This is a genomic window from Lysinibacillus sp. NPDC056220 (assembly GCF_049315265.1).
GTDB classification, from domain to species: domain Bacteria; phylum Bacillota; class Bacilli; order Bacillales_A; family Planococcaceae; genus Lysinibacillus; species Lysinibacillus pinottii.
On record NZ_JBMOXD010000013.1, the window covers coordinates 31,445 to 54,798 of the forward strand.

Sequence of the window (23,354 nt, forward strand, 5' to 3'; positions counted from 1 at the left end):
GAAAGAAATAGACAACTTAAATAAAGTTGTCATGCTTTGATGGTTGTCCGCATAAAGTGAACAGAAGCTAGGACGACTAAAGGAGGAAAAAAATGACGCTACATCAAGAAAGTAATCGTTACACAATTCCATCTGGAGAGCATATTTTAACGATTCGTAATCGTAAAAGAATGGACATGACTTCTGTAAAATCAATTGAACGCTTTGATCAGGAAGAGTTTTTCATTAAGACGTCCCAAGGGCATTTGTTAATCCGTGGAGAGGAACTGCATATCGTTCATTTAGATGTTGACAAAGGATTATTGACACTTGAAGGAACTGTAAAAACTTTACAGTACGACGAGGAGGAAAGTGGCTTCTCGAAGGGTTTCCTTCATAAATTATTTGGATGATTGTTAGTGAACAATTCTTTCAATTAATTGTCATGGTTGTGAGCGGTATAGCAGTTGGTTTCATTATTGATAGCGTAAGGCTTATTGTTTTCTCAACTCCAAAAAGGTCAAGCCTTCGAAAGTGGATGATGGTTTTTGAATTACTGACATGGATTCTACTTGGAGGGCTGACATATTATTTATTATTTTGGCTAAAAGACGGCGCATGGCGGGCATACGACCCGCTAGCGCAAATAGCCGGAATTTTTTTGTATCAATCATTTTTTCAAACTATTTTACGTTTCATAGCTAGAGTTTTGGTGAATATTACATGGAGACCCTTTTGGTTCATTGTGCGCTTCATCGTCTCTGTTATTCGACATATTTTGCAATTTTTATTAAATATAGTGATGATTGTTATAAGACCTTTTGTCAAAATTTATTCGTATTTGTCCTACACTTTTTTAAAAAAGTTACGATATTTGAAGTATAATAAAAAGCAACAATAATTTTCGGAGGTGCGGGCATGACAAGACGTCATTCATCAAATGATGAACAGCAGAACTTTACAAAGCTTGATAATGACTATGTCCGTAACACGGATAAAGCTATAAATCGCAAGCAGCAGGCACGAAAACGTAAATTGCGTCGTATCGTCTTTTTTGCGATTGTACCAGTCATTATTATCGCCCTTCTCTTAAATGTGCTATCCAACCAACACGAAACATTAGCAATAAAAGAGAAATCAAAGGAAGAAGCGAAACAGCATCTCTCTGAATTGAAAGAGGAACAGGATTCTTTAAATCTAAAAATCAAACAATTACAGGATGATGAATATATCGCAAAACTATTAAGAAAAGAGTATTACTTGTCTGAAAAAGGTGAGATTATTTTTATAATTCCAGATAAGGAAGATAAAAAAGACGACTGAAAAGCTATGTATTGTTGACACACTTTTTTAGTTATATATAATGAAAAGAGAAGCTTATTGCAGTAAAAAGTTTAATTAAATTGATTACATGGCTCAAAAGAGTCGCTTAATTTTTAAGGAGGAGCATTTTTTTTATGTCAATTGAAGTAGGCAGCAAGGTACAAGGTAAAGTAACAGGAATCACAAATTTTGGAGCATTCGTTGAGCTGCCAGATGGCAAAACAGGCTTAGTTCACATTAGTGAAGTTGCTGACAATTATGTAAAAGATATCAATGAGCATCTAAAAGTTGGAGATGAAGTTGAAGTAAAAGTGATGAATGTTGAAGCGGACGGAAAGATTGGTCTTTCAATCCGTAAAGCAAAGCCTCAAGCTGAGAGACCAGAGCGTCCAGAGCGTCCAGCACGTCCACGTCGCGATAATCGCTCTAACGATCGTAACGACCGCCACCAGCCAAAAGAAAATTTTGAGCAAAAAATGGCACGCTTCTTAAAAGATAGTGATGAACGTCTAGCAACACTTAAACGTGCTACAGAGTCAAAACGCGGAGGTCGCGGAGCTAGAAGAGGGTAGTTTGCTGACTGTTTTAATCGTAGAAAAAGTGTATGATATAGAGTTGGGATTAGCTTTGATAAGAAGCTAATCCCTTTTTAGTGGATTGACCTATAAAGTTGAGGAAGGTCCTTTTTTCTTTTTGATAGGTGTAACTACTTTTTCATCGGCAGGAGCAATGGAAACTTTTTCTGCTGGATGAACAACCATTTTAACAAGCAAAAAGACTCCGTATACACTCACAGCGAGCCCGCAAAGTAGTAAAATTATTTGAATAACAAATGGTAAATTAATAAGTATTGAAATAAGAATAATCATTGAGCCACTTCCACAAATTAAAGCAGCTTTAGTTAATGCGCTCAAGGAAAATAAACCTCCTAAAAATACAATCTTATATGTAGTATGCCATATTTTATACTTAGTCACATAGTTAAACCTTGGACACATCGACATTATAGAGTAAAAAATAGGCGTCTCAGAATATCATTCTGAGACGCCTATTTGAGATGACCCCTACGGGATTCGAACCCGTGTTACCGCCGTGAAAGGGCGGTGTCTTAACCACTTGACCAAGGGGCCTATTATGGTGGCGGCCGAGGGGATCGAACCCCCGACCTTACGGGTATGAACCGTACGCTCTAGCCAGCTGAGCTAGGCCGCCAATTTTTGATGGAGCGGAAGACGAGGTTCGAACTCGCGACCCCCACCTTGGCAAGGTGGTGTTCTACCACTGAACTACTTCCGCATGTCGTTTAAGCAACAAGTTAAATAATACAAGCCATTGGCGCTAGTGTCAAGAAAATTAATAAAAAAATATCAAAAAATATAATTTGCAATAAAATTGGTTAAACAATATAAGACAGAGTCAGCTATATATAGCTGTTTTAGCGGATTTTTTGTTCTTAAGTAGAATTGTATCGCCGTCATTGGGAGAAAGTAGATAGCACGCCTATTTAAGAAGGTTTTATTTAAAAGGTCGATGAAATCTGTTGTATTGTCAGGGACAGATAACTTCACGTAGGTTCAAATTGACCGACAATTATAAAGGTAATTGTTGCCAATTTACGTATTTATGTATACGTATTCGTCGAAATGTTTATATTTTTTTATGCCAACGTCAGACAATCTTTCCGTGCATAATTCTTTATAATAGCCAAAAGTGCGGGAAAGGGGATAATTAAATGACAAGTATTGATTGGTATAATACAGCAGATGTAGACGACCGAAAGTTAGGGATCAAAAAGAAGCAAATCTTCATAGGCTCCCTATTTTTTTTAACATCCTTTTTTTTGGCTCAATCCGTTGTATTTGAAGCGGCCGTACCATTCTCAGTTCCTTTTTGGGCAATTATTCGAACAAAGTATAGGGAGTATGCCAAATTTGTTTTATTTGGAAGTTTGGCGGGCTGTTTTTTCCTAGGCTTTGGACAGGTCGTTATTTTAGCACTACAAATTATTATGTATGAATGTATTATGCGTTTCCGTTACTGGCGACTACCTCAAAGTATTGCCGTCTCTTTAGCGGTTCTATTAGTGCAATTTATGTGGCAAGGGGCGATGTATCAAGGCTTACCACCAGTGCTTGTACAATTTTATGTAGGCTGTGAAGCGGCACTAGCTTTAATTATGACTCTATTTATGCAAGTGCTTTTCGTCAACTCGTATGAATGGTTTACAAGCCATTGGACCTACGAAAAGCTAGGGTCAGGGTTAGTAGTGTTTGCTGCCATGCTTACAGGGATGCAAGCAGTTGTGTTTAGCTATTTTTCGCTTCCTATATTTTTATTGCAGCTTTTTATTTGTTTTGGGGCATTAGTTGGAAGTGTGCCGCTGGCAACGGTAATCGGAGCGGTATTAGGAACCCTCATTGGTGTTGCTAAGCTTTCCTTTACCGGCATGCTATCTGTTGCCACCTTAACAGGACTATGTGCAGGTATGGGAGCTAAAGGTGGTAGATTCGGTGTTGCCATTGGGAGTATCTTACCTAGTGTGTTTTTTTTATTTTATGATGCGACATTGCCATTAGATAGTGTGTATTTCACTTCCATTGCCATTGGAAGCGTTCTTTTCCTAACCATCCCAAGAAAATATTCAGATAAGGTGCGGGACAAGCTCTTCCCACAACGGGAGGAGGTTTTAATCGCAAGACAAAATTGGTTAACTGAACACGTAACATATAAATTAGAACATTTTCAGCATTTCGTGCAATTTATGAAGGAGCTGGTATTTGAGCGTTTTATGACCGCACCCGTTGAGGAAGCGAAGGAAGTATCCCCGATGAATACATGTTTAAGCTGTTTCCGCTATGATCATTGCTGGGGAGCACAAAATAATGGGATGGACAAGCTGATGACAGACTGGTTTCATATGAAGGGAGTAGGCAAGGAATCAGCCATTCATCGTGTAGAAGAACAAATGCGCTATAAATGCGTGAAATCGACAAAGATTTTTGAGGAGTTAGATACTGAATTATACAGAGAACGCATTAACGGGCAGTACTTTCATGGGAAAAAAATGATTGCACTACAGCTTCGTGATATGAGTAATCATTTAAACCAGTTAATTGCTGAAATGAAGGAGGATACGGTCTCTTTTGTAAGTGTTGAAAAGGATATTATTGAACGCTTAAAGGATGCCCATATTGAATGCTTTCAGCTTGATGTACTTAACAATAAGCCAGGAGCTAGAAAGATAGTTTGTGCTTTGGCGCCAGCGCGGGTCGATTGGGAAAAAGATACGACATTAGCTGAACGGATGATTTTGCCGATTCTTTACGAAATTTTTAATGAACCATTTGAAATTGAAAAAGTGGTGGCTTGTGAAATACCTTTTCGACATATTCAAATATGCTTTAGATCAGCTATTAGCTTTGAAGTAGAGTATGATATATATAGCATGTCTAAAGATGCGACCTTGTATTCTGGGGATTCACACGCGCTTTTTCAGTTGCATCCAGGACTTTTTGCCATTTTGTTATCTGATGGTATGGGGCAAAGTAAAGAAGCGCAACATGAAAGTAGAAAATTAATACATTTAATGCGAGAGTGCCTTAATTACAATATGAATCCTGAAACCGCAATGCATACGTTGCATTATGTCATGTCGTTAAAGCAACAGGATGATATGTATGCAACCCTTGATTTTGCACTAGTTGATTTACAGCATGGTGATTTATGGTCGTGGAAGGCTGGGGGAATGTCGACCTATATTTTACGAGGGAAGGAAATCATAAAGGTTGAAAGCAATGCAGCACCTGTAGGTTTTTTATCTATTTCTGCAGTTGAGGCTGAAAAAAGAAAGCTAAAAGCTGGTGATGTCATTTTAATGCATTCAGATGGCCTGTTTTCTAGTGTTGCTGACTGGGATGAACAAGAAGAGACATTTTTAGCCTATGCACAGCAGGTAGCCAGTACAAATAATACTATACAAGAAAAACTAACAACGATTATGCAGTCATTCCAAGATTATTTTGAAATAGAAGATGATTGTACAGTACTCATGTTAGAGGTGACACATGTTGTACCTACATGGGCTGTATTTAGACCAGCTCAATATTCTGTGAGTTAATCATCTTTTATGTTATCGAAAAGGGGAGGAGAAGCGTTTGTCATTTGAATTAAAGATTAAGACATTTATTGAAAAAGAGCAATTATTACAGCAAGGCGACCATCTTCTCATCGCCGTTTCGGGGGGAGTAGATTCTATGGCTTTACTCCATTATTTTGTTCAAACAAAAGAGCACTGGAACATTCGGGTGGAAGCAGTACATGTTGACCATATGCTGAGAGGAGAAGCTTCTGCGGAAGATAGAGCATTTGTACAAAAGTATTGTGATGATAATGGCGTTTATTTACATGCCACAGCGATCTCCATACCAACAATACTTGCAAAGGAGAATGGCAATATACAGCTAATATGCCGTAGAGAAAGGTATCGATATTTTAAAGAAGTCTTGTACGAAACGAATGCTAATAAGCTTGTAACTGCACATCATGCGGATGACCAACTGGAGTCAGTATTAATGGCCCTGACAAAAAATGCAACAATGAATAGCATGCAAGGCATACGCCCTCAACGACATTTTGAAGGAAAAACATTAATTCGTCCGTTTTTAACGGTTACAAAGACTGAAATAGGGGAATATTTACTTAGAAAAGGTTTAAATTATCGAGAGGATGCCAGTAATTCAAAAGATACTTATGTACGAAATCGTTTTAGACATCATGTGGTGCCTTTACTTGAAGCAGAAAACCCGAGAGTGACCGAGCAGGTGACTCATTTTACATCGCAATTGCAAGAAGACAATGCCTTTTTAATGACATTAGCCCAAGATGTATTTTCCAAAACCATTAAAAGAAGTAACGAAAATACATATAGCATGGAAATTGAGGCTTTTCAATTGGTACCACTTGCTTTACAAAGGAGGCTCATTTTAATACTATTAAACTATCTTTACAAAGATTCAAATACGATACAAAGTTATGCTTTATTGACTTCAATTTTAAAGCTTTGTGATACGACAGCAGGGTATGCTGAAATTCACTTGCCTGAAGATTTCCTTGCAGTTCGCCGTTACGGAAAATTAATAATTCGGAAGAATAGTTCAACAGAGGACCATGCTTCTTCTGAAAAAATAATTATTTCGGCTGCTAATGGGTGGACAACACTGATGAATGGTGAACGCTTATGCGTAGTCAAGTTGCACGATTTATCGTCCGAATTGATAACGGATACTGCACAACTTTTTTATTTTAACGCTAGCAAACTCCACCTTCCGCTCTATATTCGAGCACGCAAGGATGGAGACAGAATGCTGTTAAAAGGAATGGATCAGCCAAAACGCTTATCTCGCCTTTTTATAGATGAAAAGATTCCTTTAAATGAGCGGAATAGCTGGCCGTTACTGATTTCTCAGTCTGATGAGGTGGTAGCGGTAATTGGTGTGCGTATGGGAATGTTTTTTTCAACCACTCCGCAACCAAACGATGATACAGTGCTCATCGTAGACTAAGGTCTTTGTAAAATATTTCACCGTAAATGGTTGAAGATTTGTTGATACATCACGAGGAGGAATCGATATGTTACAAAATGACATCGAAAAAGTTATGATTACAGAAGAACAATTGCAAGAAAGAATTGCAGATCTAGGTGCACAATTAACAGAGGAATACAAAGATGCTTTCCCATTAGCTGTTGGTGTACTTAAAGGAGCAATGCCATTTATGACAGACCTCATGAAACGTTTCGATTCTTTCATTGAGCTAGATTTTATGGATGTTTCTAGCTACGGTAATGCTACCGTGTCATCTGGAGAAGTAAAAATTTTAAAGGATTTAAATACGAGTGTTGAAGGGCGTGACGTATTAATTATCGAAGACATCATCGATAGCGGTTTAACGTTAAGCTATCTAGTAGATTTATTTAAATATCGTAAAGCAAAATCAATTAAAATTGTTACTTTACTTGATAAACCATCAGGTCGAAAAGTGAACCTATCGGCAGATTATGTTGGTTTTGAAGTTCCGGACGGCTTTGTGGTTGGGTATGGTTTAGATTACGCTGAAAAATATCGTAATTTACCTTATATTGGTATCTTGAAACCTGAAGTGTATTCATTTTAAGATAGAAAACCACCAGCTTTAAAAGTTATGGCCTCCAGCGCAGTCATATGTTTTTCGTTATGGTTAACATAATTCGAAATCTTGACACAATGTTCAGCTATTTCGAGCCTATGGAACAGGTACAATTACGCTGGGATGTATTAAGATGGCCTAAAAACTGTTTTGATAATAGCAAAAAATGAACGAAACATTTTTTAAGTAGGGCTTTTCGTTGTATGATGAAATCATGATATGTTAAGATTTTACTTATAATTTTTCTGTTTGTAATGAGGAGGCTGGAGATGAATCGAATATTTCGATATACCATATTCTATCTACTGATTTTCCTAGTGATTATCGGTATTTTTGGTACTTTCAATGGTGGTAAGTCACCAACGAAAGAGTTAACTTATCATGAGTTCCAACAAGCTCTAGATAAGAAAGAAATAACAAGTGCTACAATTCAACCTGATAAATCAGTTTACGTCGTTGAAGGTACATTGAAAGGTTATGAAAAGGGTCAAAGCTTTACAGTGAATATCCCTCGCGATAACCAATCATTAATGGATCGCATTGATGAGGCTGCTAAGGAAAAAAATAGTAATATTAAATATTTAGCGGCGCCAGAAACGAGCGGATGGATTCAATTCTTTACAGGGATTATTCCTTTCATTATCATCATTTTCTTGTTCTTCTTCCTAATGAGCCAATCTCAAGGTGGCGGTAATAAAGTGATGAGCTTTGGTAAAAGTAAAGCTAAACTTTATGATGACCAAAAGAAAAAGGTTCGTTTTACAGATGTAGCAGGTGCTGATGAAGAGAAAGCGGAGCTTGTAGAAGTTGTAGACTTCTTAAAAGACCATCGAAAATTCACAGAAATTGGTGCGCGTATTCCAAAAGGTATCTTACTTGTAGGTCCTCCAGGTACAGGTAAAACATTACTTGCACGTGCGGTGGCGGGCGAAGCAGGCGTTCCTTTCTTCTCTATTTCAGGTTCTGACTTCGTAGAAATGTTTGTCGGTGTCGGTGCATCACGTGTCCGAGACCTATTCGAAAATGCAAAGAAAAATGCACCATGTATCATCTTTATAGATGAAATTGATGCAGTAGGTCGTCAACGTGGCGCTGGTCTAGGCGGGGGTCATGACGAGCGTGAACAAACACTGAACCAGTTGTTAGTTGAAATGGATGGTTTCGGAGCAAACGAGGGTATTATTATCATCGCTGCGACAAACAGACCAGATATTTTAGATAAAGCGTTATTACGTCCAGGTCGTTTTGACCGTCAAATTACAGTAGGACATCCTGATGTAAAAGGACGTGAGGCGATTCTCAAGGTACATGCACGAAATAAGCCTTTAGCAGATACAGTTGATTTAGCAGCAGTTGCACAACGTACGCCAGGTTTCTCAGGTGCAGATTTAGAAAACTTACTTAACGAGGCCGCACTTGTAGCAGCTCGTAAAAGTAAACGTACCATTAATATGGCAGATATCGATGAAGCTTCTGACCGTGTAATCGCTGGTCCAGCTAAAGCGAGCCGAGTATATTCAGCCAAAGAGAAAAAACTTGTATCCTTCCATGAAGCTGGTCACGTAGTTGTGGGTCTAGAGCTTGATGAAGCAGATACAGTTCACAAAGTAACAATTGTTCCACGCGGTCAAGCGGGTGGATATGCCATTATGTTACCGAAGGAAGAACGTTTCTTTACAACAAGACAAGAGCTTTTAGACCGTATTGCAGGACTGCTTGGTGGTCGCGTAGCTGAAGAAATCGTTCTTGGTGAAGTCTCTACGGGGGCACATAACGATTTCCAAAAGGTTACAAGTATCGCTCGTGCAATGGTTACTGAATATGGAATGAGTGAAAATCTTGGTGCAATGCAATTCGGTTCAAGTCAGGGTGGAAATGTATTCCTTGGCCGCGACTTTAATTCTGACCAAAATTACTCTGATTCAATAGCTTATGAAATTGATAAAGAAATGCAAAAAATTATCGATACGCAATATGAGCGTACAAAACGTATTCTGACAGAGAAACGTGAGTTACTTGATTTAATCGCTAACACATTAATGGAGAAAGAAACATTAAATGCGCAGGAAATCGAGCATTTGCGTGATCATGGTGTTTTACCAGAACCAGAGGCTATCGTTGAGGGGAATAACACTCCGAAAGTGGAAGCGAAGCCAACGTTAGATACGATTGGTGAACCAGTTGTTGAAAAAGAGCTTTTAAGTAAAGACCCAAATCCAACAACTTTAGACCTTGCAAAAGAAGGCAAGGAATCTAATGATACACCTAAGGGTATCGACGAAAAACGTGAATAAATTGAAAAGGCTGTTTACTGTAAAATGAGTAAACAGCCTTTTTCTTTGCCTTTTATTATGAAGAAGCATTAGGATATTAGTGAAAGATAGCTACATGTGACTCTGCACTTATGATGTAGACAAGATGTATTTGTAAATAAAAATCGATAGGAGTGTTTGCGCATGGGAACTGTAACATTGAATAATGGACTTAAAATGCCTTTGGTTGGTTACGGTGTATTTCGTGTTCCGGAAGGTGAGGATTTAGCTGAAGCAGTAAAAACGGCTATTGCGAAAGGTTATCGAAGCATTGATACGGCACAAGTATATCGTAATGAAGAAAGTGTTGGACGGGGTATAAGAGCAGCCATTGAAGAAGGTTTGGTAACTCGTGAAGAATTATTTATAACATCTAAAGTTTGGAACGATGGACTTTCCTATGAAGAAACACTTGCTGCTTATGATAGCAGTTTAGAGAAAATAGGGTTAGACTATTTGGATCTTTACTTAGTGCATTGGCCAGGCATTGACACAAATTATTTGGATGTCTATAAGGCACTCGAAAAAATATATCAAGATGGCCGTGTGCGTTCAATTGGTGTTAGTAATTTCCATGTACACCATTTAGAATATCTTTTGAAAGAAGCTACAGTTGTCCCTGTTATTAATCAAATTGAATTCCATCCTCATTTAACACAAGAGGAAGTGCGTGCTTATTGTACAGACAAGGGTATCCAAGTAGAGGCTTGGTCTCCTTTAATGAACGGCGCATTATTGGAGGAAGCATTGATTCAAGAGTTAGCATCTAAGTATGGTAAAACGCCTGCTCAAATCGTATTACGCTACGATGTACAGCATAACGTTGTAACCATCCCGAAAACGATGACAGAAACTCGTATGATTGAAAACCTTGATATTTTTGACTTTGCATTAACAGATGATGAAATGACTCAATTGGATGCTTTAAATGACGGATTACGCTGTGGTCCAGATCCGGAAAAATTTAATTTCAAATAATTTTTTAAGGAGCGTCCTAACTAAGGATGCTCTTTTTTAAAGAAGGCTGGAATACTATTTCCTCGGATAAAAAGTATGGTATCATTTTCTAAAGTGTTTTAACTTCAAGTTAGATGGATAATGTAAGTTGTAACAGTAGGTTGACGAAAGTTACAATGATGATATGGGGGTGTCAACCTTGATTTTAGTTCTAGATGCAGGGAATTCTAATATTGTGTTAGGTGTGTATGATGACAAAGAACAATTAGCCTTCCATTGGCGTATGGTGACAGACCTTTATAAAACAGAAGATGAATATGCTATGCAAGTTCTTTCGTTTTTTAATCATGCAGGTATTTCATTTGAACAAGTAACGGGCATTATTATATCTTCAGTTGTGCCACCGATTATGTATTCATTAGAGGCAATGTGTCAAAAGTATTTTCGAAAAAAACCTCTAGTAGTGGGTCCTGGTGTCAAAACAGGTTTGAATATTAAATACGAAAATCCTCGCGAGGTTGGTTCTGACCGTATTGTCAACGCGATAGCAGCTTTAGACTTATATAAAGCACCTTGTATTATAGTTGATTTTGGTACAGCAACAACCTACTGCTATTTAAACGAAAAAGGCGATTACATGGGTGGTGCTATTGCCCCAGGTATTACCATTTCTACAGAGGCACTTTATACGCAGGCTGCTAGATTGCCTCGTATTGAAATAGTAAGACCTGCACATATTGTAGGAAAAACAACCGTTTCCGCCATGCAGGCCGGAATTTTTTATGGCTTCGTAGGACAAGTTGAGGGCATTGTTAATCGGATGAAGGGACAAAGTAAAGAGGAACCATTAGTAATTGCTACAGGTGGATTAGCAAATCTAATTGCAGGGGAAACGCAAATTATTGATGTTGTGGATCCGTTTTTAACGCTAAAGGGTTTATATAAACTATATAAACGTAACCAATAAGAAATGAGGGACATTTCATTTATGAAGGACTATTTAGTTAGAGGTTTAGGATTTAATGGACAGGTTCGTGTGTTTGCTGCTCGTACAACAGCAACGGTTGCAGAAGCGCAACGTCGTCACGATACATGGCCAGTAGTATCAGCGGCTCTAGGACGCTCAATGACGGCGGCTGTCATGATGGGTGCTATGTTAAAAGGTGAAGAGAAGATCACTATTAAGATTGAGGGTAATGGTCCGATTGGTCCAATGGTAATCGATAGTAATGCACATGGAGAAGTACGTGGATTTGTCACGAATCCTCATGTTCATTTCGATTTAAACGAGCAGGGTAAGCTGGATGTTCGAGCAGGTGTTGGAACTGAAGGAGCTCTAACAATCGTTAAGGACCTTGGTTTACGAGATATGTTTTCGGGTCAAACGCCCATTGTTTCAGGTGAAATAGCTGAAGATTTTACTTATTATTTCGCTACTTCTGAGCAAGTACCTTCATCAGTTGGTTTGGGTGTATTGGTTAATCCGGACAACACTATTCTTGCAGCAGGGGGATTTATTCTACAATTAATGCCAGGTTGTGAAGAAGAAACAATTAATGAAATCGAACAGCATCTTGCTACAATAGAGCCGGTTTCGAAAATGATTGAAAAAGGCTTTACACCGGAGCAAATTTTAGAAGCTGTATTAGGCAATGGACATCTACAAATTTTAGATTCCATGCCAGTTGAATTTAAATGTCAATGTTCAAAAGAACGGTTTGGTGCAGCAATTTTAGGTCTAGGAATAGCAGAAATTAAAGAAATGATTGAAGAGGATGGCAGTGCTGATGCACAATGTCATTTCTGCTTAGAGACCTATCATTTTTCAAAAGAAGAGTTAGAAGGGTTTATTGATGAGCTCAAATCGTAATAGACGACCTTCTGCCACTGCAACAACAAACCAAACCCCTTTATTACAGCGCCGTTTAAAAACCAAACCAGCTTTGGCTGTCATTGCCGTATTGTTATTAGGTAATATTTTATGGTTCATTGGATGGGTCATCCCAAATAAAGGTCAGGAGATTGGTAGCGACGAACAAGTCGCTGCCATTGACGGGGATGTTATCACGCGACAAGAGTGGATGATTGCTATGGAAGAACGATATGGCAAAGAAACCCTACAAAGTTTAGTCAATGAAACTGTAATGGAAAAGGCTGCAAAGACATATAAAATAAAAGTTACTGATCAAGAAATTGATCTCGAGTTAGCCTTAATGCGCTCTGCTCAAGATAAATTTGATACAGCGATGCAAAACCTTACTGCGGAGCAACTTCGCCAAAAAATTCGTTCACAACTTATTTTAGATAAGGTACTCACGAAAGATGTAGTGATAAATGAAGAGAGTATTGAAAAGTACTATGAGGAAAATCAGGGACTTTACAATACAAAAACAAGCTATCGTACCAATTTTATCGAGGTTGACGCCAAGAAAGCTGCTGATGAGGCGTTGGGTGAGTTAAAAAATGGCTCTGATTTTTCAGTGCTAGCCCGCGAGATTTCCTTAGACAGTGCTTCCGCAAGCCTAGGGGGAGATGTTGGTTTCCTGACGGAAAATCAGGAAAACGTGGACCCTGCCATTATTAATGCTGTGAAGTCTACAAAGGTTAATGAGGTAAGTAAAGCCTTTAAGTTAGATAATGGTCATTATGGCATTGTTCAGGTGCAAGAGATTTTAGAGGGACAATCCTTTACATATGACGATGTGAAAGAACATATCGAGCGTGAATTGGCTTTAGAGCAGTTGCCACAATCTGTTACACCAGAAGCGTTTTGGTCTGAATTTAATGCTACGTGGTATTATGGAGAATCTAAAAAAGAAAAATAATAAATAGAGGAATCTGCAAGTTGTTTGCGGGTAGCATGAGTCTGAAACAACTTGCAGACATTTGAAGTCATCAGAATGGACTTACCCGACAAATGTTGTAGATTCTTTTTATCTTTGTGCGATGTTTGATTGACTGTAAAATATTCTATCCACTGACGGTAGATAAATATTCTGAAAATACAAGTTTTATTTATTGACAATCGAATGGAAAAATTGATAAAATACAAAATAAGTAAAACCTATAAAAATAGTAGGGATTGGGAGTGGATTATTAAATGAGTAGATTAGCAAACTCAATAGCTGAATTAGTTGGTAAAACACCAATCGTTAAATTAAATCATGCAACAAGTGAAAATGAAGGTACTGTTTATGTAAAATTAGAGTATTTTAATCCGGGAAGCTCAGTGAAAGACCGTTTAGCTTTAGCAATGATTGAAGCGGCAGAAAAAGATGGAACGTTACAGCCTGGTGGTACGATTATCGAGCCGACGTCTGGCAACACAGGTATTGGTCTTGCGATGATAGCTGCTGCTAAAGGCTATAAAGCAATTTTAGTAATGCCAGAAACAATGAGTCTAGAGCGTCGAAACCTACTTCGTGCTTATGGTGCGGAGCTTGTCTTAACTCCTGGACCAGCAGGGATGAAAGGCGCGATTGCTAAAGCGGAAGAATTATCTGCAGAGCATGGCTATTTCCTGCCACAACAATTCACAAATCCAGCGAATGCTGTTATTCACCGTCTAACTACAGGTCCTGAAATTGTTGAAGCATTTGATGGCTTAACGCTAGATGCATTTGTAGCTGGGGTTGGTACAGGTGGTACTATTACAGGTGCTGGTTCCGTATTAAAAGAAAAGTATCCAACTATTGAAATTATCGCTGTAGAACCAAAAGATTCACCTGTTCTTTCGGGTGGTCAACCAGGTCCACATAAAATTCAAGGGATTGGAGCAGGATTTGTGCCGACAGTTTTAGATACAGATATCTATTCTTCTGTATTCCCTGTTGAAAACGAGGTAGCTTTTGAGGTAGCTCGTAAAGTAGCGCGTGAAGAAGGTATCTTATGTGGTATTTCATCTGGCGCTGCAATCTATGCTGCCATTGAAGCTGCAAAACGTTTAGGTAAGGGTTCGAATGTGCTTGCTATTGTGCCTTCTAATGGTGAACGTTACCTATCAACACCTCTCTATCAATTTGAAGACTAATATAAGTTAATACAAAAAGACTCCTACATGATGAGGGGGTCTTTTTTAGTGCGCTTAGAATTTCATAGAGCCTTATAAAAATATTCGCTTCTAAGTAATATTCAAGTTAAGATGGAATCACATCATATGATTTAAAAGGGGAAAACTAACTTGAAGACAATTCTGACGAAAACAGTAGAGATGGATGCAGATTCATTTTTTTATAGTTATAAAAAGCAAACAGAGACACAACATTCGCATGTCTTTTTAGAAAGTGGACGGGGTGGTCATTTTACAATAGCAGCTTGGAATCCATTAGCAACTGCACAAGCAGTAGAGAACGGACTTTTAGTAAATTGGAGAAACGGTAGAAGTGAAGTTTTACCAGGTGAATCTCTTGCGTTACTAGAAGAGCTCGTGGCGGATTATCAAGTTTCTTATAATGTGGAGCTTCCAATCTTTCAGGGGGGGGCAATTGGATTTGTGACATATGATTATGCGCGCAATATAGAAGTGCTTCCCAATACAGCTATAGATGATTTGCATATACCCGATATTTTCTTTTATTTGTTTGATTGCTGGGCAGTACACGATGTGAAAAGCAATACGGTCACGTTAATGAAGCTAGAAGATTGTGTTGTTGACCTAGATGAGTGGGCTACTAATTGGCAAGTTGCAGCCCAAGATGGATTAGCTACGCGCAAATTTGAAAAAACAAATGCTATAGAAGTAGACAATGACGAGAGTGAATTGCTTGTGTCATTCGCAGGGACTGAATTTGAGGCGGCGGTGAAGAAAATACAAACCTATATCGCGGAAGGTGATGTTTTTCAGGTTAATTTATCAGTTCGTCAATCCAAAAATCTAAGTGCGACAGCGATGGATGTATATGAGGCATTACGAGCCTTTAATCCGTCACCTTATATGGCTTATATGGAAGCTCCAGATTTTGCAGTTGTTTCTGGATCACCCGAGCTTTTAGTCAAACGCCAGGGTAAAGAGTTATCGACGAGACCAATTGCAGGAACTCGACCAAGAGGGAAATCTGAAGAGGAAGATTTAGCATTAGCTCAAGAATTAATTGACAATGATAAAGAACGCGCAGAACACGTGATGTTAGTAGATTTAGAGCGTAATGATTTAGGACGAGTATCAACCTATGGAACAGTAGAAGTGGATGAATTTATGGTCATTGAACGCTATTCGCATGTCATGCACATTGTATCGAATGTTAGGGGAGAAATAGCAGAAGGTAAAACAAATGCTGATGTTATCCGTGCAATGTTCCCAGGAGGTACTATTACTGGTGCACCAAAGATACGTACAATGGAGATTATCGAAGAGTTAGAGCCTGTGCGACGTGGTCTATACACTGGTTCTATTGGTTGGCTCGGCTATACCGGAGATATGGAGTTTAATATTGTAATCCGTACAGCATTTATAAAAGATGGGGTTGCCCATATTCAGGCAGGGGCTGGTATTGTCATTGATTCTGTTCCAGCAAGAGAATATCAGGAATCTTTAAATAAGGCGAAGGCAATGTGGCAGGCTAAGGCAATGGCGGAGGAGCGAGCAAAATGATTTTAATGATTGATAACTATGATTCATTTATTTATAATATCGTACAATATTTGGGGGAATTTGGACATGAAATAATAGTAAAACGAAATGATGTATTAACAATAGAGGACATCGAACAACTTGCACCTGATATGATAGTTATTTCACCGGGGCCGTGTAGCCCAAATGAGGCTGGTGAAAGTCTGAACATTATCCGATATTTCGCGGGAAATATTCCGATTTTAGGAGTATGTCTTGGACATCAGGCTATTGCACAAGTGTTTGGCGGCCAGGTAATCCGAGCTGAGCGCCTTATGCATGGGAAGACATCCCCTGTATTACATGCTGAAGTTGGTTTACATAAAGCTATGCCAAACCCATTTCAAGCTACTCGCTATCATTCTCTTATTGTCGAAAAAGAGACGCTACCGACGTGCCTAGAAGTAACCGCTTGGACAGAAGAGGGAGAAATTATGGGACTTCGTCACAAGGATTATCCAATAGAGGGCGTACAATATCACCCAGAATCTATTATGACTGAGCAAGGAAAAAAACTCCTGCGTCAATTTATAGAAATGTACGTAGAAGGAGTGAAATAGATGCGGTGCTGGATAAACGGAAGCTATATGGCAGAAAAGGATCTGCGGATTTCCCCCTTTGACCACGGTTTTTTATATGGTTTGGGCTTCTTTGAAACATTCCGAACATATAAAGGACAAGTATTTGGATGGGACGCACATATGGAAAGGTTACAGCAGGCTCTATCGCAATATCGCATTCATCTTACCTATCCTGAAAGTGTATTACTGGAGGTTGTGCAACAATTAAATCAACAAGCCGGCGGTCAGGATGGCTATTTCCGCCTTAATGTTTCAGCAGGTGAACATAATATTGGTTTACAGCCAACAGAATACACAACACCCAACGTCATTCTCTTTCGTAAGGAATTACAGGATACACCTCGTGGAACTGAAAAGACTGCTCAATGGCTTACTACACCACGTAATTCACCTGAACAAGGGCTGCGAGTTAAATCACATCACTTTGGCAACAATGTGCTGGGGCGTTTTGAGCTACCATCATTGGCGGAACAAGAAGGCTTCTTTTTAACGGAAGCAGGCTACGTTGCTGAAGGTGTGACCTCAAATGTTTTTTGGGTAAAAAATGATATACTATATACGCCTTCCTTGGAAACAGGTATACTACCTGGCATTGTTCGAGCTTGGGTTATTAAGAAAGCCAATGCCCTGGGTATTGAGGTAAGCGAAGGCTTTTATAGGAAGGAAGATTTACAACAAAGTACGGAATGCTTTATTACCAATTCTGTGCAGGAGCTTGTACCAATCATTAACGTAGAGAACCAGCAATTATTAGGTAATAGAGGACCTGTTTATATGCGTTTGCATGATGCATTTGCTCAAGAAGTGGAGCAACGATAGAAGGAGCGTTTTTATGCTAGAAAAATATATGAAACCATTAACGATTAATGGTATTCCATTAGATTTTACGAAAGAAACCTTTGTAATGGGTATTCTAAATGTTACACCAGATTCCTTCTCTGATGGAGGAAAGTTCAACAGTGTCGAAGCTGCGGTAGCTCAAGCAAAAAAAATGGTGGCTGATGGGGCTAAAATAATTGATGTAGGCGGAGAGTCTACACGTCCAGGTTACGAGCGTATTTCAGATGAAAAAGAAATTGCACGTATTGTACCTGTTATACAAGCATTGCTGAAAGAAGTAGATGCCATTATTTCGGTGGATACGTATAAAGCAAATGTAGCGCGAGCGGCCATTGAGGCAGGAGCACATATGATAAATGATATTTGGGGAGCAAAAGCTGAACCGGAAATTGCACAGGTTGCTGCTGATTTACATGTGCCAATAATTTTAATGCACAATCGTGAAAATTTGGATTATGGTGTTGATTTTTGGGCATCGGCAAAGGCAGACATAGAAAAAAGTATTGTTATCGCACATCAAGCAGGGGTTCCTGATCATCATATTATCCTAGATCCTGGCATTGGCTTTGCCAAAAATACTGAGCATAATATAGCCATGATGCAACACTTAGAGGATTTAGTGGAGATGGGCTACCCTGTACTTTTAGCAACATCACGTAAATCTATGATTGGTAATGTGCTGAAGCTACCTGTGGATGAACGTCTTGAAGGCACGGGAGCAACGGTAGTTTATGGAATTGAAAAGGGCTGTCATATGATACGTGTTCATGATGTAAAGGAAATGGCACGTGCAGCACATATGGCGGATGTGTTAGTAGGAAAGCGACTGTATAAGGAGGAGGCATAATGGATTACATTCATTTAAAGGATATGCAGTTTTATGGTTACCATGGCGTATTAGCGGCAGAAACAACTCTTGGTCAACGTTTTCGAGCAAATGTTTCGCTGGCTGTAGATATGACCATGGCTGGAGAAACGGATGACCTAGCCTATACAGTAAATTATGCAGAGGTCTATGCAGTGTGCCGTGATATTGTTGAAGGAGAACCTTTTAAGCTTATTGAGGCACTTGTTGTAAAAATAGCAAACGTGATCTTAACAACCTACCCCGAAAAAGTAAAAGGTGTCCGTGTAGAACTGATCAAGCCAGACCCACCAATTCATGGCTATTACAAAGAAGTGTCTGTTGAAGTAACGAGAGGTGATTTTTAATGAAAGATGTCTATCTATCAATAGGTACAAATATGGGTGAGAGATATGAAAACCTTCAAAAGGCTATTGCTCTCTTAAGAGAGAAGGTGAACATTGAGGTTGTTCGTGTTTCGTCGGTTTATGAAACGGCAGCAGTAGGCTATACAGATCAGGCAGATTTTTTGAATATTGCTGTTCATCTCAAAACCGATGCATCATCTACTGAAATGCTGAAGATTTGCCAATCAATTGAACAGGAACTAGGACGTGTGCGAGAATTTCGTTGGGGTCCACGAATTATCGACCTTGACATTTTACTTTACAATCACGAAAATATTGAAACAGAGAACCTAATTGTTCCTCACCCAAGAATGTATGAGCGAGCTTTCGTCTTAGTGCCATTAGTAGAGATTACTCCAACGCCATTCGGAGGTCAGCTACAACAAGCACATCATTTATTGCAACAGATGGACTGTGAGAGTGAAGGTATCAGCTTGTGGAAGCCAACTAACGAACCTCTTACAGTGAATTAGGTAGGCGCTTTATATAAAATTTTTAATTAAGGATAAATAGGTACATGCCTATATAGGAGGAAGACAACGTTGAGTCAAACAACAGAGAAGCCCTTTCGAATTGGCGATATTGTCATGGACAACCGTGTTGTATTAGCTCCAATGGCTGGAATTTGTAATTCTGCTTTCCGCTTAACCGTAAAGGAATTTGGAGCAGGGCTCGTATATGCTGAAATGATTAGTGATAAGGGCATTGTTCAAAAAAACGAAAAAACATTAGGTATGCTTTATATCGATGAACGTGAAAATCCCCTGTCACTGCAAATTTTTGGTGGAGATAAAGAAACGTTAGTAGAGGCAGCTAAGTATGTAGATCAAAATACAACCGCTGATATTATTGATATCAATATGGGATGCCCTGTTAATAAAATTATTAAATGTGAAGCGGGAGCACGGTTACTATTAGATCCCAATAAAGTGTATGAAATGGTAGCGGCTGTGGTGGATGCAGTGAAAAAACCTATTAGCGTAAAAATGCGAATTGGTTGGGATGACGAGCATATCTTCGCTATTGAAAATGCCCAGGCTGTTGAGCGTGCTGGAGCATCAGCGGTAGCAGTTCATGGTCGTACCCGTGTACAAATGTACGAAGGGAAGGCGAATTGGGATATCATTCGTCAGGTAAAGGAAAACGTGAAAATTCCTGTTCTTGGTAACGGTGATGTAGAAACACCACAGGATGCTAAACGTATGCTTGAAACGACAGGTGTAGATGCAGTGATGATTGGTCGTGCTGCTTTGGGTAACCCATGGATGATTTATCGTACAGTTCAATACCTAGAAACGGGTGAATTAAAGGAAGAACCGAGCGTACGTGAAAAAATGGATGTATGTCTACTTCACTTTGAACGTCTTCTACAATTAAAAGGAGAAGGTATTGCAGTTCGTGAAATGCGTAAGCATGCTTCATGGTATTTGAAGGGGATTCGCGGTAATGGTAAAGCACGGAACGCTATTAACCAAACAGAAACGGCAGCAGAGCTTCGCGCGTTATTAAATGGTCTTGTACGAGAGTATGAAGAATCGGAGTCCAATTTCTTCATTCCTGAAGCTAAAGAATTCATTATTTAAGATAAAGGTATTGTTGGCGTCTCTAGTTTTGACAGAGACGCTTTTATTTTACGGCCTTTAATTTTTAGAATTATTAATTATCTAATCTTGTGTTGAAAATAAACTGAAACAGATGATTACAGCTTTAAAATTGTGTACAATAGAAATATTATGGACGTAAACGCTATTTATTTAAGGAGTGAAACAAGTGTCAAACATAGAAGAATTAAATGACCAGCTTTTGGTGAGACGCCAAAAAATGACGACTATATTAGAGAACGGACAAGATCCATTTGGGAGCCGTTTTGAGCGTACGCATTTGTCAACAGAAGTAAAGGAGCAATTTGCAGACCAAACAAAAGAACAGCTAGAAGAGAATCTGCAAGAGGTTATTATTGCGGGTCGTATAATGACAAAACGCGGTAAAGGAAAAGCTGGCTTTGCACATATTCAGGATTTAGGTGGCCAAATTCAAATCTACGTACGTCAAGACCATGTTGGTGAAGAAGCGTATGAATTATTTAAACAAGCTGATTTGGGAGATATCGTAGGTATCCGTGGAAATGTATTCCGTACACAGGTTGGGGAGCTTTCAGTAAAGGCAGAGGAATTCACATTCCTAACAAAGGCGCTACGTCCTATGCCAGAGAAATTCCATGGTTTACAGGATGTTGAACAACGTTATCGCCAACGCTATTTAGATCTTATGACGAATGAAGACAGCAAACTAACATTTATAGCACGTTCTAAAATTATCCGTGCTATCCGCAACTATCTTGATAACGCTGGATATTTAGAAGTAGAAACACCAATGCTTCATACAATTGCTGGTGGTGCGGCTGCTCGTCCATTTATTACTCATCATAATGCACTTGATATGGAATTATATATGCGAATTGCAATCGAATTGCACTTAAAACGCCTAATTGTAGGTGGTTTAGAAAAAGTTTATGAGATCGGTCGTGTATTCCGGAATGAAGGGATTTCTACACGCCATAACCCTGAATTTACAATGATTGAGCTCTATGAAGCATATGCTGACTATCAAGATATCATGTCTCTCACTGAAAACCTGATAGCTCACGTTGCTCAGGAAGTTCTTGGAACGACTACAGTTCAATATGGTGAAGATGAAATTAACCTAGCAGTGGGCTGGAAACGAGTTCACATGGTTGATGCCGTAAAAGAAGCAACTGGTGTAGACTTCTGGCAGCCGATGACAAAAGAGCAAGCTCAGGCTCTTGCTAAAGAACATGGAGTAGAAGTGAAAGATGTTCATGAAGTAGGTCATATTATCAATGAATTCTTTGAGCAAAAAATAGAAGAAACGTTAGTACAACCTACATTTGTATATGGACACCCTGTGGAAATCTCGCCTCTTGCAAAGAAAAATCCAGAGGACGAGCGTTTCACAGATCGCTTTGAGCTATTTATTGTTCGTCGTGAGCATGCAAATGCCTTCACAGAATTAAATGACCCAATCGATCAACGTCAGCGCTTTGAAGCACAATTAGCGGAGAAAGCAGCTGGTAATGATGAGGCGCATGAAATGGACAATGATTTCATTGAAGCTTTGGAATATGGTATGCCTCCAACTGGTGGACTAGGTATCGGTATTGACCGATTAATCATGCTATTAACAAACTCACCATCCATTCGTGATGTATTATTATTCCCGACAATGCGTCATATTACAAAATAGTCGAAGCATCTTTTCTAGTAAGAATAAAATGAATGAAGAGGGGAATTTGCTGGATAAGGCAATTCTCCTCTTTTTTGTATTAAAAAAATTAAGTTGTTTAAACGTGGATTATATTTAGGTTATACTTTTATAGTTCTATGTTTTATAAATGACAGTAGATAAAAAAGAAGTACTTTTATTGGGGGCATATAATGAATTACAAAATTATTAACAAACAAGTATTTGAACAGGCTCAATTACGTTCTGTATCGGATGTTCCATTTACAGAAGAAGAACTTGAGCATGGAATGAAATTAGTAGTTGCCAAAAAAGATGAGAATCTTACTTTATATTTAGTAGAGGTCGACGGACATAAGAAGTTTGATGTTCGTTGGGATGATTCTTCTGAAATTTTTAGTGGCTGGTATTCCGCATGGGATAATTTCCTGTGGTGCTTAAATATAGTTGATCCACAAGATGATGGCTTAAAGTAGTAGCGCGAAGCTTGAATAACAAACGATGAGGTTTTTTAGTTGAGTAAGCAGGAGAAAATGAAGCGGATGCTTTTAACTCCTGCTTATATTTATATGTTTTAGTTTTTAATTAGTTGAGTTTTAAAAGAAAGCAATGTATAGTAAAACAAATCATTTAAGTTAGAACAGAGAATGATATAAAATCTACATTCTCATAAGTGTATAAAATAGCTTACTAATGCATGTTTTTTCAATAATATTGATTTCTATGAAAAAAACACTTGCGAAGTAATTGCGAACATGATAAATTATTACTTGTCGTTAAAACGACGTAAGAACAACACCATCATAAAGATTCGACAAACGAAAAAAATGTTGACATCGAAATGTGATTGTGATAAGATTTAAAAGTTGTCTCTTGTGAACGAAAAAACTTTTTGAAAAAAAGTTGTTGACAATGATGACTGAGTACATTATAATTTAAGAGTTGCTATTGAAAAACTAGCAACCAAATGAACCTTGAAAACTGAACAAGCAAAACGTAATCAATAAAGTTTTAAGTAGCTAGCCTAGCTAGTGAACGAAACAAAATTTTGGACATCAA

The 23,354-nt window shown here is 38.6% G+C and carries 23 protein-coding genes and 3 tRNA genes; 22 read left to right on the forward strand and 4 right to left on the reverse strand.

From position 1 onward, the window contains the following. Window positions 1–92: 92 nt before the first annotated feature. The 4 genes from yabP to ACOZBY_RS21280 all read left to right on the forward strand — a co-directional run bounded on the left by yabP (window position 93) and on the right by ACOZBY_RS21280 (window position 1,874). A complete protein-coding gene (yabP, locus tag ACOZBY_RS21265) occupies window positions 93–392 on the forward strand; it encodes a sporulation protein YabP (protein WP_004229167.1) in 300 nt (99 codons plus the stop codon). Then, window positions 389–880: a spore cortex biosynthesis protein YabQ gene (gene yabQ, locus ACOZBY_RS21270; protein ID WP_012291889.1), complete on the forward strand. Its 492-nt coding sequence runs from the start codon at window positions 389–391 to the stop codon at window positions 878–880. Before yabP ends, yabQ begins: the two co-directional genes overlap by 4 nt. 17 nt (window positions 881–897) lie before the next feature. Next, on the forward strand, window positions 898–1,302 hold the full coding sequence (locus tag ACOZBY_RS21275; protein ID WP_012291890.1) for an FtsB family cell division protein: 405 nt from the start codon (window positions 898–900) through the stop codon (window positions 1,300–1,302). Between the two features lie 134 nt (window positions 1,303–1,436). After that, window positions 1,437–1,874, forward strand: a complete 438-nt coding sequence (locus tag ACOZBY_RS21280; RefSeq protein WP_008180281.1) for a S1 domain-containing RNA-binding protein — start codon at window positions 1,437–1,439, stop codon at window positions 1,872–1,874. A 90-nt stretch (window positions 1,875–1,964) separates the two neighbouring features. On the opposite strand, the gene ACOZBY_RS21285 is transcribed toward ACOZBY_RS21280, so the two are convergent. From ACOZBY_RS21285 to ACOZBY_RS21300, 4 genes are all read right to left on the reverse strand, one after another. Next, complete coding sequence (locus ACOZBY_RS21285; protein ID WP_207889562.1) at window positions 1,965–2,216, reverse strand: hypothetical protein; 252 nt, start codon at window positions 2,214–2,216, stop codon at window positions 1,965–1,967. A 144-nt stretch (window positions 2,217–2,360) separates the two neighbouring features. Beyond that, window positions 2,361–2,432: transfer RNA gene (locus ACOZBY_RS21290), tRNA-Glu, on the reverse strand. Between the two features lie 5 nt (window positions 2,433–2,437). Continuing rightward, a tRNA-Met gene (locus tag ACOZBY_RS21295) sits at window positions 2,438–2,514 on the reverse strand. Window positions 2,515–2,523: 9 nt separating this feature from the next. Further along, window positions 2,524–2,598, reverse strand: a tRNA-Gly gene (locus ACOZBY_RS21300). Between the two features lie 436 nt (window positions 2,599–3,034). Here ACOZBY_RS21300 and ACOZBY_RS21305 point away from each other — a divergent pair. From ACOZBY_RS21305 to ACOZBY_RS21390, 18 genes are all read left to right on the forward strand, one after another. After that, entirely contained in the window at window positions 3,035–5,419 is a 2,385-nt protein-coding gene (locus ACOZBY_RS21305) for a SpoIIE family protein phosphatase (RefSeq protein ID WP_012291893.1), read from the forward strand. Window positions 5,420–5,456: 37 nt separating this feature from the next. Beyond that, window positions 5,457–6,863, forward strand: a complete 1,407-nt coding sequence (gene tilS, locus ACOZBY_RS21310; protein WP_207889563.1) for a tRNA lysidine(34) synthetase TilS — start codon at window positions 5,457–5,459, stop codon at window positions 6,861–6,863. Between the two features lie 67 nt (window positions 6,864–6,930). Beyond that, entirely contained in the window at window positions 6,931–7,473 is a 543-nt protein-coding gene (gene hpt / locus ACOZBY_RS21315) for a hypoxanthine phosphoribosyltransferase (protein WP_012291895.1), read from the forward strand. 281 nt (window positions 7,474–7,754) lie between these two features. Beyond that, window positions 7,755–9,779, forward strand: coding sequence for an ATP-dependent zinc metalloprotease FtsH (ftsH, locus tag ACOZBY_RS21320; RefSeq protein WP_036160354.1), 2,025 nt, complete (start codon window positions 7,755–7,757; stop codon window positions 9,777–9,779). A gap of 162 nt (window positions 9,780–9,941) precedes the next feature. Further along, the gene (locus ACOZBY_RS21325) at window positions 9,942–10,775 is read left to right on the forward strand and encodes an aldo/keto reductase (protein WP_031416128.1); all 834 of its coding nucleotides are present in this window, start codon (window positions 9,942–9,944) and stop codon (window positions 10,773–10,775) included. Between the two features lie 178 nt (window positions 10,776–10,953). Then, window positions 10,954–11,721, forward strand: a complete 768-nt coding sequence (locus ACOZBY_RS21330) for a type III pantothenate kinase (RefSeq protein WP_036160356.1) — start codon at window positions 10,954–10,956, stop codon at window positions 11,719–11,721. Between the two features lie 21 nt (window positions 11,722–11,742). Next, window positions 11,743–12,624 carry an Hsp33 family molecular chaperone HslO gene (gene hslO, locus ACOZBY_RS21335; RefSeq protein WP_031416131.1) on the forward strand — a complete coding sequence of 294 codons (882 nt, stop codon included), beginning with the start codon at window positions 11,743–11,745 and terminating at the stop codon, window positions 12,622–12,624. Next, complete coding sequence (locus tag ACOZBY_RS21340) at window positions 12,608–13,579, forward strand: peptidyl-prolyl cis-trans isomerase (protein ID WP_012291900.1); 972 nt, start codon at window positions 12,608–12,610, stop codon at window positions 13,577–13,579. The genes hslO and ACOZBY_RS21340 overlap by 17 nt, the downstream gene beginning before the upstream one ends. Window positions 13,580–13,854: 275 nt before the next feature. Continuing rightward, the gene (cysK, locus tag ACOZBY_RS21345) at window positions 13,855–14,784 is read left to right on the forward strand and encodes a cysteine synthase A (RefSeq protein WP_012291901.1); all 930 of its coding nucleotides are present in this window, start codon (window positions 13,855–13,857) and stop codon (window positions 14,782–14,784) included. A gap of 150 nt (window positions 14,785–14,934) precedes the next feature. Continuing rightward, entirely contained in the window at window positions 14,935–16,344 is a 1,410-nt protein-coding gene (locus tag ACOZBY_RS21350) for an anthranilate synthase component I family protein (RefSeq protein WP_422762658.1), read from the forward strand. Further along, window positions 16,341–16,922 carry an aminodeoxychorismate/anthranilate synthase component II gene (pabA, locus tag ACOZBY_RS21355; RefSeq protein ID WP_012291903.1) on the forward strand — a complete coding sequence of 194 codons (582 nt, stop codon included), beginning with the start codon at window positions 16,341–16,343 and terminating at the stop codon, window positions 16,920–16,922. Before ACOZBY_RS21350 ends, pabA begins: the two co-directional genes overlap by 4 nt. Then, window positions 16,923–17,762 carry an aminodeoxychorismate lyase gene (gene pabC / locus ACOZBY_RS21360; RefSeq protein WP_031416135.1) on the forward strand — a complete coding sequence of 280 codons (840 nt, stop codon included), beginning with the start codon at window positions 16,923–16,925 and terminating at the stop codon, window positions 17,760–17,762. It begins immediately after the preceding gene. Between the two features lie 13 nt (window positions 17,763–17,775). Beyond that, entirely contained in the window at window positions 17,776–18,630 is an 855-nt protein-coding gene (gene folP / locus ACOZBY_RS21365) for a dihydropteroate synthase (RefSeq protein WP_012291905.1), read from the forward strand. Beyond that, window positions 18,630–18,995: a dihydroneopterin aldolase gene (gene folB / locus ACOZBY_RS21370; protein WP_012291906.1), complete on the forward strand. Its 366-nt coding sequence runs from the start codon at window positions 18,630–18,632 to the stop codon at window positions 18,993–18,995. Before folP ends, folB begins: the two co-directional genes overlap by 1 nt. Next, the gene (gene folK / locus ACOZBY_RS21375) at window positions 18,995–19,507 is read left to right on the forward strand and encodes a 2-amino-4-hydroxy-6-hydroxymethyldihydropteridine diphosphokinase (protein WP_012291907.1); all 513 of its coding nucleotides are present in this window, start codon (window positions 18,995–18,997) and stop codon (window positions 19,505–19,507) included. Before folB ends, folK begins: the two co-directional genes overlap by 1 nt. Before the next feature lie 69 nt (window positions 19,508–19,576). Further along, complete coding sequence (gene dusB / locus ACOZBY_RS21380) at window positions 19,577–20,617, forward strand: tRNA dihydrouridine synthase DusB (protein WP_012291908.1); 1,041 nt, start codon at window positions 19,577–19,579, stop codon at window positions 20,615–20,617. 178 nt (window positions 20,618–20,795) lie between these two features. Then, entirely contained in the window at window positions 20,796–22,298 is a 1,503-nt protein-coding gene (lysS, locus tag ACOZBY_RS21385) for a lysine--tRNA ligase (protein ID WP_012291909.1), read from the forward strand. A gap of 191 nt (window positions 22,299–22,489) precedes the next feature. Then, window positions 22,490–22,771: a hypothetical protein gene (locus ACOZBY_RS21390; protein WP_012291910.1), complete on the forward strand. Its 282-nt coding sequence runs from the start codon at window positions 22,490–22,492 to the stop codon at window positions 22,769–22,771. Window positions 22,772–23,354: the final 583 nt, after the last annotated feature.

What these genes read in the sequence shown, in the direction of transcription:
- folB (WP_012291906.1), top strand. Translation starts at nt 18,630, where the DNA reads ATGGATTACATTCATTTAAAGGATATGCAGTTTTATGGTTACCATGGC.
- ACOZBY_RS21305 (WP_012291893.1), top strand. Translation starts at nt 3,035, where the DNA reads ATGACAAGTATTGATTGGTATAATACAGCAGATGTAGACGACCGAAAG.
- ACOZBY_RS21325 (WP_031416128.1), top strand. Translation starts at nt 9,942, where the DNA reads ATGGGAACTGTAACATTGAATAATGGACTTAAAATGCCTTTGGTTGGT.
- hslO (WP_031416131.1), top strand. Translation starts at nt 11,743, where the DNA reads ATGAAGGACTATTTAGTTAGAGGTTTAGGATTTAATGGACAGGTTCGT.
- pabC (WP_031416135.1), top strand. Translation starts at nt 16,923, where the DNA reads ATGCGGTGCTGGATAAACGGAAGCTATATGGCAGAAAAGGATCTGCGG.
- ACOZBY_RS21275 (WP_012291890.1), top strand. Translation starts at nt 898, where the DNA reads ATGACAAGACGTCATTCATCAAATGATGAACAGCAGAACTTTACAAAG.
- ACOZBY_RS21340 (WP_012291900.1), top strand. Translation starts at nt 12,608, where the DNA reads ATGAGCTCAAATCGTAATAGACGACCTTCTGCCACTGCAACAACAAAC.
- yabQ (WP_012291889.1), top strand. Translation starts at nt 389, where the DNA reads ATGATTGTTAGTGAACAATTCTTTCAATTAATTGTCATGGTTGTGAGC.
- pabA (WP_012291903.1), top strand. Translation starts at nt 16,341, where the DNA reads ATGATTTTAATGATTGATAACTATGATTCATTTATTTATAATATCGTA.
- folP (WP_012291905.1), top strand. Translation starts at nt 17,776, where the DNA reads ATGCTAGAAAAATATATGAAACCATTAACGATTAATGGTATTCCATTA.
- yabP (WP_004229167.1), top strand. Translation starts at nt 93, where the DNA reads ATGACGCTACATCAAGAAAGTAATCGTTACACAATTCCATCTGGAGAG.
- hpt (WP_012291895.1), top strand. Translation starts at nt 6,931, where the DNA reads ATGTTACAAAATGACATCGAAAAAGTTATGATTACAGAAGAACAATTG.
- cysK (WP_012291901.1), top strand. Translation starts at nt 13,855, where the DNA reads ATGAGTAGATTAGCAAACTCAATAGCTGAATTAGTTGGTAAAACACCA.
- ACOZBY_RS21280 (WP_008180281.1), top strand. Translation starts at nt 1,437, where the DNA reads ATGTCAATTGAAGTAGGCAGCAAGGTACAAGGTAAAGTAACAGGAATC.
- folK (WP_012291907.1), top strand. Translation starts at nt 18,995, where the DNA reads ATGAAAGATGTCTATCTATCAATAGGTACAAATATGGGTGAGAGATAT.
- ftsH (WP_036160354.1), top strand. Translation starts at nt 7,755, where the DNA reads ATGAATCGAATATTTCGATATACCATATTCTATCTACTGATTTTCCTA.
- ACOZBY_RS21390 (WP_012291910.1), top strand. Translation starts at nt 22,490, where the DNA reads ATGAATTACAAAATTATTAACAAACAAGTATTTGAACAGGCTCAATTA.